Annotated in this window: 10 protein-coding genes; 5 read left to right on the forward strand and 5 right to left on the reverse strand. The window is 68.5% G+C overall.

The features are described 5' to 3' along the window. Together ACI2LP_RS33205 and ACI2LP_RS33210 are read right to left on the reverse strand one after the other, a co-directional pair. On the reverse strand, positions 1 to 846 hold an 846-nt coding region (locus ACI2LP_RS33205; protein ID WP_404728253.1), incomplete at its 3' end, for a cytochrome P450. Positions 847 to 971: 125 nt separating this feature from the next. Further along, positions 972 to 1925 carry a LysR substrate-binding domain-containing protein gene (locus tag ACI2LP_RS33210; RefSeq protein WP_404728254.1) on the reverse strand — a complete coding sequence of 318 codons (954 nt, stop codon included), beginning with the start codon at positions 1923 to 1925 and terminating at the stop codon, positions 972 to 974. A 269-nt stretch (positions 1926 to 2194) separates the two neighbouring features. Between ACI2LP_RS33210 and ACI2LP_RS33215 the strand changes: the two genes are divergently transcribed. The 5 genes from ACI2LP_RS33215 (at position 2195) to ACI2LP_RS33235 (ending at position 6272) form a co-directional block, all read left to right on the forward strand. Then, the gene (locus ACI2LP_RS33215) at positions 2195 to 3568 is read left to right on the forward strand and encodes an MFS transporter (RefSeq protein ID WP_404728255.1); all 1374 of its coding nucleotides are present in this window, start codon (positions 2195 to 2197) and stop codon (positions 3566 to 3568) included. Next, on the forward strand, positions 3565 to 4341 hold the full coding sequence (locus tag ACI2LP_RS33220; protein WP_404728256.1) for a class II aldolase/adducin family protein: 777 nt from the start codon (positions 3565 to 3567) through the stop codon (positions 4339 to 4341). The genes ACI2LP_RS33215 and ACI2LP_RS33220 overlap by 4 nt, the downstream gene beginning before the upstream one ends. Before the next feature lie 326 nt (positions 4342 to 4667). Further along, positions 4668 to 5045: a transposase gene (locus tag ACI2LP_RS33225; protein ID WP_404728257.1), complete on the forward strand. Its 378-nt coding sequence runs from the start codon at positions 4668 to 4670 to the stop codon at positions 5043 to 5045. Continuing rightward, entirely contained in the window at positions 5033 to 5719 is a 687-nt protein-coding gene (locus tag ACI2LP_RS33230) for a hypothetical protein (protein ID WP_404728258.1), read from the forward strand. Before ACI2LP_RS33225 ends, ACI2LP_RS33230 begins: the two co-directional genes overlap by 13 nt. A 31-nt stretch (positions 5720 to 5750) precedes the next feature. Further along, positions 5751 to 6272, forward strand: a complete 522-nt coding sequence (locus ACI2LP_RS33235) for a transposase (RefSeq protein WP_404728262.1) — start codon at positions 5751 to 5753, stop codon at positions 6270 to 6272. A gap of 94 nt (positions 6273 to 6366) precedes the next feature. On the opposite strand, the gene ACI2LP_RS33240 is transcribed toward ACI2LP_RS33235, so the two are convergent. From ACI2LP_RS33240 to ACI2LP_RS33250, 3 genes are all read right to left on the reverse strand, one after another. Next, positions 6367 to 7482 (reverse strand): FAD-dependent oxidoreductase, encoded by a 1116-nt coding sequence (locus tag ACI2LP_RS33240; RefSeq protein ID WP_404728259.1) that lies wholly within the window; start codon positions 7480 to 7482, stop codon positions 6367 to 6369. Positions 7483 to 7745: 263 nt separating this feature from the next. Then, positions 7746 to 8738, reverse strand: a complete 993-nt coding sequence (locus tag ACI2LP_RS33245) for a TAXI family TRAP transporter solute-binding subunit (RefSeq protein ID WP_404728260.1) — start codon at positions 8736 to 8738, stop codon at positions 7746 to 7748. After that, positions 8735 to 10105: TRAP transporter permease (locus tag ACI2LP_RS33250; protein WP_404728261.1), on the reverse strand; the 1371-nt coding region annotated here is incomplete at its 5' end. The genes ACI2LP_RS33250 and ACI2LP_RS33245, both read right to left, overlap by 4 nt.

The following is a 10105-nucleotide window of genomic DNA, read 5'->3' on the forward strand; positions in this document are numbered from 1 at the left end:
GTACATGCCGATCGGCGCGACCCAGCGCGCCGACTCCACGAAGACGTCCTTGAACCCGGCCGGGTCCGCCGTGACGAGCGTGCGCTGCTCCGGGTGGGTGAGCAGGGCGTAGCTCGCGACCGCGGTGACATCGCGCGGTTCGTTGAGGCCACCGCCGATGAACAGCTTGATGTTGCTCCGGATCTCCTCCGGCGTCAGCGGGTCGTCGGCGTGCAGCATCGCGGAGATCACCGACTCGTCCGGGGCGGAGCGCAGCGAGGCGATCGCGGCGTCCACCGCCTCGTCCACTGCGCCGGCGGCGGCGTCGGAGCGCTGCCAGACGGCCGGGTCGTCGCCGTAGTTGCCGGTGCCGTCCATCATGGCCTGGGACCAGGTCTGCAGGTCCTGTGGGGCCACCTCGTGCAGGCCGAGCACCACGGCCAGACTGCGGGCGGCCATCGGACCGGCGAAGTCGGTGAACAGGTCCGCCTCGCCGCGTTCGTAGAAGCTGTCGATGAGCTCGTCGGCGATCTTCTGAAAGATCGGCGTCCAGTGCTCCCTGACGGCCCGCGGGCGTAGTGCGGGCTCTGCAGCCTTACGTTCCCGAAGGTGGGCTGCGCCGTCCTTGCGGAGCATGGTTTTGCCCATCACCCGGATCATCAGCGAGTCCTGCTCGGCCGCACTGAAGATCTCCGGGTGGCGCTCCAGGTGGACGACGTCCCGGTGCCTGGTGACCAGGTACCGGTTGGCGGCGGGCACCCAGGCGACCGGTCGGTGGTGGCGCAGCTGCCGGTAGATCGGGTAGGGGTCCTCCCAGAGGTCCTGCAGACGGATGGTGCTGGTGTAGTCCTCGATGGTCTGGGTCATGGTCTGCCTTCCGTGAGGCGATGCACGGTTGGCCATGACTGTGACGGTCAGCACTTCCGATGAAAAGCACAGGTTCCCGCTGTACTACTGCAGGGAAACTCATAATTCCCCGTCGCCGGGCCATTTCAGGTGCCGGGACGGTCCTCCAGGCAGTACCGCAGGAATTCGGCGGCCCGCCGGGTCTGGGCCACCTGCTGCGGCCAGCACAGCAGGACCGACACGGCAGCCTCCGGCAGCTCGGCGATCTCCTTGTTCACCACGCGCAATCCCTCGTAGGTACGGTCGTTGGGCGGCCGCTGGATCAAGATGGCGTAACCCAGTCCCCGCCCCACGAGTGCGCGCGCCATCTCGAAATTGGTGGTGCGGTGCCGCACCAGCGGGGTCACACCGGCGGTCTTGCACAGCAACAGGGTGTGCAGCGAGCTCGGCGGGGCGTCGAGCAGCACCATCGGCTCGGCGACCAGGTCGTGCAGGGCGACTTTCGGCTCACCCGCCAGGCGGTGGTCGGCGGGGAGCAGCACGTGCGGCCGCATGGTGAACAGCACCACGCGTTCCATCTCCGGCAGCACGTCCATGTCGTACAGCACAGCCAGGTCGAGCTCACCATCCAGCAACTTCCGCTGCAGCGCATCCTGTGTGCCCTCGGTGAAGTCGACGGTCAGCATCGGATGCAGCTCGGAGAAGCCCTGGAGCAGTGGTGGCAGCACGGTCGGCGCGAGGGTGACGTAGCAGCCGACCGACAGCCGGCCGGACAACTGGTCCCCCGATCCGGACACCGCCGACTCCAGCTCCTCGGCCTGTCGCAGCAGTGCCCTCATCTGCTGCAGGGCCTGCTTGCCCGCCGACGTCAGCGTGATGCCGTGCGCTTTGCGCCGGATACACAGCTGGACCTTCAGCGCCCGCTCCAGCTCATTGATCGCCAAGGACAGCCCCGACTGGGAGACGTGCAGCCGGGTGGCAGCCTCGCTCAGCGTGCCGCTCTCCGCGGCGGTTACGAAGTACAGCGCCTGCCGCAGCGAGAACCCTGGCAGCTTGAGCGTCCGGGAGGTCTGCACAGTTTTATCAATGTGGTTTCCCATGTTTCTGTTCTTTCCGCGGCGTTGTGACGCGTGCGCCGACGGGTGCACTGTATCCACCACCCGTTGTGGGGCACCTCACATCGAAGGCGGGCCTGGCGACGCCATGATCCACGGCCTGCACCCCGTGCCCCCGCAGGTCAGTCGGCTGCCGCACCCATGCGCACCGTACCCGTCGGCGTCCCTGCCGCCGACCGGCACCGACAGCTACGCGCTCCCCACCCGAACCCCTCGCTCTCCCCCGACCCGCCCGAACCCCCCGAGGAGTCCTCATGACAGATGTGCAAGGTCCTCCGCGTCACGACGCCCGCATCGTCAGGAAGGTGGCACTCGCGAGCGCCATCGGCACGACCGTCGAGTGGTACGACTACTTCGCCTACGCAGCGGCCACGGCACTGGTCTTCGGCCCGTTGTTCTTCCCGCAACTGGGCGGTGCCGCCGCCACATTCGCCGCGTTCGTCACCTTTGCCATGGGATACCTCATACGTCCGCTGGGCGGCGTTGTCTTCGGACATCTCGGTGACCGGATCGGACGAAAGTCCCTGCTGGTCGTGTCGCTCCTGCTGACGGGGCTGGCCACCTTCGCCATCGGTCTGCTGCCGACCTACGCCGTGGTCGGCCCCGCCGCCCCGGTGCTGCTGCTGGTCTTGCGTCTCATCCAGGGCGTGGGGGTCAGCGGCGAGTGGGGCGGTGCGGTGCTCATGGCCGTCGAGCACGCCCCCGACCGCAAGCGGGGCTTCTACGGCAGCTGGCCACAGATCGGGGTCCCTGCCGGGATCATCCTCGCGAACCTCGTCTTCCTGATCATCACCACCGCGCTGAGCCCCGCACAGTTCCTGTCCTGGGGCTGGCGGGTGCCCTTCCTGATCGCCATCGTGCCCGCCGCCGTCGGCCTGTTCATCCGGCTCAGGGTCGCGGAGAGTCCGGTCTTCACCGAGGTGAAGCAGGCCCGGACGGTGTCGCCCACACCGATCCTCGAAGTGCTGCGAAGCTACTGGAAGCAGGTCATCCTGGGCAGCCTGGCGGCCGCAGCGAACATCGCCGTCGGCTACCTCATCCTCACCTACGGCCTGACCTACGGCACCGCAGTCCTCAAGCTGAGCAGACCGGTGATGCTGAGTCTCGTCCTCATCACCGCAGCCGTCGGCGGGGCGGGGATCCCGTTCTTCTCCGCGCTGTCGGACCGGGTCGGCCGCCGCAAGGTCTTCCTCACCGGCGCGATCGGCCAGGCGGTCTGGGCGGTCCCGTTCTTCCTGCTGTTCAACACGCGGACGCCGCTGCTGATCCTGCTCGCGTTCATCGTCATGCAGCTCGCCTCCTATGCGATGTACGGACCCATGGCGACGATCTTCGCCGAAATCTTCGGAGCCCGCGTCCGCTACACCGGCGTCTCGCTGTGCTACCAGCTCGGAGTGATCCTCGGCGGCGCCTTCACTCCGGCCATCGCCACCTCGTTGTTGGCGTCGACGGGTACCGCTCTGTCGATCTCCGCCTACATCGTGGCCATCAGCCTCGTCAGCGCGGTGGCGGCGTTCGCGCTCGGCGAGCCGTCGCGCAACCCGCTGGCGGGCGAGAAGCGCGCAGACCCGGAACGCGCCGCCGAACACACGGCTGGCGAACACACGCGACCGGAAGGCGTCCGATGACCGTCGTGCTGCAGAACACCATGACACCTGCGGGCATGGCGGAAGCAGAGTGGGAGGCACGCCTCGAACTCGCCGCGACCTACCGGCTCTTCGCCATGCTCGGCTGGGATGAGATGATCTTCAACCACATCTCGCTGCGGTTGCCGGGTGAATCCCCCACCTATCTGATGAACCCGTTCGGCCTGATGTACGAGGAAGTGACGGCGTCCAGCCTGATCAAGGTGGACCTGGACGGGAACCTGGTGGAGGACAGCCCTTACGCCGCCAATCCCGCCGGCTTCCTGTTCCACGGCGCGATCCACCGCACCGTGCCGGACGCGCATTGCGTCATGCACACGCACACCACGGCCGGATCAGCGGTGGCGTGCATGGACAGCGGGCTCTCCCCGGACAACTTCTACGCCGCTCAGCTGCACGATGCGGTGGCCTACCACGAGTTCGAGGGGATCACCGTCAACGAGGGCGAGGTCCCCCGCATGCTCGCAGCGCTCGGCGACAAGCACCTGCTGATCCTGCGCAACCATGGACTCCTCGCCCACGGCCGCACCACCGCCGAAGCGTTCTACCGGTTGTGGGTGCTGAACCGGGCGTGCGAGATCCAGCTCGCCGCCCAGTCGACAGGACAGCCCCTGCGCCGGGTGAGCGAAGCTGCCGCGCTCTCCAGCTCCCGCATCGCCGCGGATTTTCTGGAGCCGGGGCGGGGTCCCGAGCAGATGATGTTCGCCGCGCTCCTGCGCAAGGTCGACCGGCTCGACCCCGGTTACGCCCAGTAGCGCTCGCCCATGGCGATCCCCGTCGCGCTGGGGCGGTCACTGAATTCGGCAACAGCGTCCGCTCAGATCCGACGGGGTCCGCCGAGGCCAACTGAGACCAAAACACCACCATGGGCCCGGGCCGTCGAACGGACCCTGACTCTGTCGGGGATCTTGGGGATCCCCGACGGGCAGCATGATCAACGGGCATGCTCGGCTCTGTTCAAGAACCGATGCAGTTGTCGAGGTGCCCGTTGTCGCTCCACGCCCGTTCTGGTGAGCAAGTCCCGTCTCTGACCGTGCAGATGGCGCGAGCGAGCAACCCGGCTGGTACGACGGCGATGTGGGTGAGAGACCACCTGGGCGGGCTGTGGCGTGACGAGGACTTCGCAGACTGGTACCCGCGCGACGGCCGCCCGGGGCTCTCGCCCGCCCAGCTGGCCACCGTCTGTGTGCTGCAGTTTCTGCTCGGTCTGTCGGATCGGCAGGCGGCCGAGGCGGTTCGCTGCCGCATCGATTTCACGTACGCGCTGGCCATGGAACTGGACGATCCCGGATTCCACCACAGCGTGCTGGCCGACTTCCGCGACCGTCCCACCGAGGGCGGCCGAGCCGACCGTCTCCTCGACCTCGCGCTCGCGCGCCTGAAGAGGCTGGTCTCGTCCGCGAGCGCACCACCCAGCGCACGGACTCCACCCACGTCCTGGCCGCGGTGCGCGACCTGACCCGGCTGGAACTGGTCACCGAAGCCGTCCGCGCCGCGCTGGAAGAGCTGGCCGGCACCGCTCCGCACCTGCTGGCCGACCTGGTCGACGAGGAGTGGGGGCGCCGCTACGGCCGTCCGGTCCGTCTGGGCAAGAACCCCACCCGCCCCAAGACCAGGATCCTTGCCACAGGCGGCGACGCCGTCCGGCTGCTGGAGCACGTCGGAGAGCATGGGGCGGATCGCCTGTCCGGTCCCCGGGTCCAGGCCCTGCGGCAGATCATGGTGCAGAACTACTACCGCGACGGGGCCGGCCGCCTGCGCTGGCGCACCGCCGAGGACAGCGGGCTGCCACCCTCGGCCGTCGCAGTCGTCTCGCCCTATGACCCGACGGCCCGCTACGCGCGCCGCGGACATGTCACCCGTTGGAAGGGGTTCGTCGCACATCTCACCGAGACCTGTGATCCCGACGACGTCAACGTGATCACAGATGTGGCCATCACCGACGCCACCGGCTACGACGCGAAGGCTCTGCCCGGCATCCACACCCGGCTGAAGCACCGCGGGCTGTTGCCGGCCGAGCACCTGGTCGACGGCGGCTACACCTCCCTGGTCCATCTGGAGCAGGCGGCCCAGGAACACCACGGTCACGGTCACCGGGCCGCTGCCGGTCAACTCCACCCGCCAGCACCGTAAGAACGACGGCTTCGGCCGCGATGACTTCCACATCGACTTCGACCGCCGGCAGGTCACCTGCCCACAGAGCGAGACCAGCGCGGGCTGGCACGGCCCCTATCCGACCTCCTCGCCCACCTCGGCACCTCTGATCGTGGCGCGGTTCACCAAGAGCCAGTGCCGCCCCTGCCCGGTCCGCACCCGCTGCACGACCACCACCGACAGCGCCCGAACCGTGGGCTTTCCCCCGCGAGAACTCCGCGACCTGCAACTCCGAGTCCGCGCCGAGCAACAGACACCCGAATGGCAGGCCCGCTATGCGGTCCGTTCCGGAGTGGAAGGCACCATCAACGAGCTCGCTCACGGACACGGCCATGCGCCGCTGCCGCTGCCGGGGACAGCAGAAAGCCCACCTACAGCACGTGTTCACAGCCATCGCCGCGAACATCGAGCGCCTCAGCCGACGCCGCCGACAGGAGAAGCACCCCCGTCCCGGCCGCCGACCGCCTTCCAGAACTTCCTGGACCAGCACGGGATCCCCCGGCCGAGGTCTTGGCGGTCCGCCAGAGACTGAGCAGACGACACCAAGATCCCCGACAGAGTCAGGGTCCGTCGAACGGACCGGGCCCAGCCGGTCGTTGCCGTCGCTGATGCATTGTGCTGCATGCTCAGGGCAGCTCGCGCAGTGGCGCGGTGGCGCGTTCGTACAGGCGTAGCGCGAAGTGGCGGAGCACGAAGTCGCGCACGGCGGGGGGCATGGACCTGGTGCGGTCGCGCTGGTGGGTCTGCCGCTGCACCCACCTGGTCCGGGGGATCCTGCGCTGTGCGTACTGCTCGAGCAGGTCGGGGGTGTGTCCCTCGATGGCCAGTGTGTCGGCGAGGACTTGGGCGTCCTCCATGGCCATGCCCACGCCCTGGGCCATGTTGGGCGAGCTGGCGTGGGCGGCATCTCCGACAAGCACGACGCGCCCGGACGTCCACGTTCCGCCGCTCACTTCTTCCACTGGCGAGAAATGCGTCGCGCGGGCGGCGGGCGTGGCCAGGAGGTCCTGTACACGCTGGTCGAAGCCGGAGAAGAACCGTGAGAGATCGGCCGTTCCGTCCGTGGGATCCAGTGGCGAGGCGGCGGATATGTCCGCGTAGCAGCACACCTGGCCCCGGCCGACGGGGTAGGCCAGAAAAGTCGTCCCGCGGCCGAGCCATACGGTCCACCGGTCGATGCCGGCGGCGTCATCGGTCAGGAAGCGCCAGCAGACCTGCCCGAGGTAGCGCGTAGCGGCGGCCGGGTCGACGTACTCGCGTAGGCCCGAGCGTATGCCGTCCGCTCCGACCACTACGTCGTACCGGCCTGTCTCCCCGTCACTGAACTCGACGTCCACCCCGTCGCCGGACTCTTTGAGCGTTTGCAGGGTGACGCCATGCCGCACGGGCACCGGCACGATGTCGTGCAGGGCAGCATGCAGCGCCGCGCGGGTGATTCCCACGCACTCATCCGTGCCTCTCCACAGGTCCGCCGTGCTGATGTCGGCCAGCACCCGACCCCGGTGACTCTGTAGCCGTTGACTGGGGACTGGCGCTCCCGACGTGGTGAGGTGGTCCCGAAGACCCAGCGCGGTCAGCGCGCGGACGCTGTTTCCCGTCAGAAAGAGTCCGGCTCCCGTGGCACGAGGGTGGGAGGAGCGCTCAATGATGTCGACGGACATCCCACGGTGGTGCAGCTCGGCGGCGGTGGCCAGTCCGGCGATACCGGCTCCGACCACAAGGACTTCGAGGTGAGTGGGCATGCGCCTCTCCTGTAGAGGTTTTCGGGTATGTCCTGGCCTGCGGCCCGGTCCGCGCTCGGGTTCAACGCACCAACCGGCGACGGGCGCTCGCACGTCCCCCGGTGTGTGGTTGCCGGTGCCGTCTCTGCCGCAGCGCAGCCGGGTTCATGCCTGTCCAGCGGAAAGGCAGCGATCACGGTCGGAAGGACAACGGCTTCCAACACAGCGTGTCGGTGGTGCAGGGCGTCGGCGGCCGGACGCCCTGCACTGACCCGACGCCGGACTCAGGCCTTGACGGTGCGGTTCGCCAGCGCGGCTTTGGCACCCGGATTCAAGGGCAGCGGCGCGGTCTTGGGAGCGTCGCCGGCACTGATCTCCTTGGCGGCCGGGTTCACCTGCACCAGATTCGGCTGGTGGTCGAGGAGCACATTCACGATCTTCCTGGCCAGTTCCGGGTCGAAGCCCTTCTTCGCCAGCAGCACGTTGGGCACGACCACCGTCGGGACGTCGGCAGGCTGCTTGTATGCGGAGGCCGGTATCGCGCCCCGCTGGTAGACGTCGCCGTACTCCTTGACCAGCGCCGGCAGTTGCGGGGTGATGTCGAGGAAGCGCACCTTGTCGCCCAGTGTGGTGGTGAGGTCCGTGATTCCTGCGGTGGGCACGCCGCCCGACCAGAACAGGCCGTCCACCGTGCCGTCCTTCATGGCGTCGACGGTCTCGGGCAGTTGCAGGCGCTGTGCCCGTACGTCCTTGTTCATGTCGAGCCCGCCGGCGGCGAGAAGACGCTTGGCAATGACCTCGGTGCCGGAGCCGGGCGCTCCGGTGGAGATCCGCTTGCCCTTCATGTCCGCCAGCGACCTGATTCCGGAGTCGGCCCGGACGACCACCTGGGTGTAGTTCGGGTAGAGCCGGGCGAGCGCCTCCACCGGCTGCCGCGTAGTGAAGGAACCGTCGCCGCGGACCGCGTCGCCGGCGGTGTCCAGGAGGGAGAAGCCGATGTCGTAGTCGCCCGCGACGACGCCCTGGATGTTCTGCACGGAGCCGCCGGTGGCGGTCGCGGTGGCACGGTAGCCCTCGATGTTGTCCGAGATCAGCTTGCCCAGACCGCCACCGAGTTGGTAGTAGACCCCGGTGGTATTGCCGGTCGCGATCGTGATCCGACCGCCGCCGGCATCCTTGTCCGCCTGGTCGTGCTGCTTTCCGCCGCAACCGGCGGCAGTGAGGACCAGGGCCGCAACCGCGGCGGCAAGGCCCAGGGCACGAGGACGCATGTTCATGGGGTGGAGCTGCCTTTCATCAGAGGAACTTCAGCAATGGCCGCCTCCGCGGCGCAGCCCTTTCGGGCTGCCAGGCGACGGCGGACCACATGGGTGCCGAGCGCGACCGCCGACAGCGCCGAGCCGGCGATCAGCGAGACGGGCTCGAGGTACAGCAGAAGGAGTGCGGCGACGGCGCAGAGGCCACGTTCGACCGCAGTGCTCGGCCCGAGCATCCAGCCGCCGGTGGCGGCCGCGAGCGCGGCGACCGCGAGCGCGGAGACGCAGGTGACCCAGACGATGTCCGCGAAAGACCCCTGGCCCAGCAGATGCGCGCCATTGTCGGTGAGCACGAACGAGAACGGGATCAAGAACGCGGGCAGGGAATACTTCCAGGTCTCGTTCATCGTCCGCATCGGACTGCCGCCGGTGACGGCCGCGGACGCCGCGGCGGCCAACGCCGTGGGCGGGGTCACCTCGGACAGCACGGCGTAGTAGAAGATGAACATGTACGCCTCCGGCGCGCTGACGCCGAGGGAGGTCATCGCCGGCGCGATGATCACCGCGGAGATGATGAACGACGCGGTCACCGGCACGGCAAGTCCGAGGATCGAGACCGAGACAGCCGCGAAGAGCGCCGTCAGCGTGAGCTTCACGACCGGATCGCTGCCGAGGGCGCCCGCAGCGTCCACGATGATCGACGCGAGGTTCAGGCCGAGCCCGGTCTCGGTGACGACGGCGACGATGATCCCCGCAGCAGCGCATGTGGCGACCACCGGCAGCACCGAGGCGGCGCCCTGCGCCAGCGCCTGGTACAGCCGTCGTGGGGTCAACCGGTGGGCAGGGTCGAGGAACGACAGCGCGAACTGCACAGCCGTCGCGTATACCACCGCCTTGAAGGGTGGCAGGTCGGCTGCCATGAAGCCGACGATCAGGAAGAGCGACAGGAAGTGGTAGCCGAACCTGGCCAGCAGCCGCCACGGCGATCGGCGCTCGCCCTGCACCGTCTCGTTGAGGCTTTTGCGGGCGTCGATCTCGATCGCCAGCAGAATGCCGAGGTAGTACAGGAGCGTCGGCACTGTGGCGTAGATCAGCACCGTGACGTAGCTCTCCCGTAGGTACTCGGCGATGACGAAGGCGGCGGCCCCCAGAGTGGGCGGCGACAGGATCGCCCCGATCCCCGCGGCGGCGAGCACACCCCCGCCCTTCTCCGGTGAGTAACCGGCCCTGCGCAACAACGGCCAGGCCACCGAGCCGAGGCTGACCGCCGTTGCGGTGCCGGAACCGGAGACGGTGCCCATCAGCAGGCCCGCGGCCGTCACGGTGCGGCCAGGTGCGCTGCGGGACCCGCGGAACGCGGCGAAGGAGACGTCGATGAAGAACTTCCC

This window comes from Streptomyces sp. NPDC019890 (assembly GCF_044903445.1).
Lineage (GTDB): Bacteria > Actinomycetota > Actinomycetes > Streptomycetales > Streptomycetaceae > Streptomyces.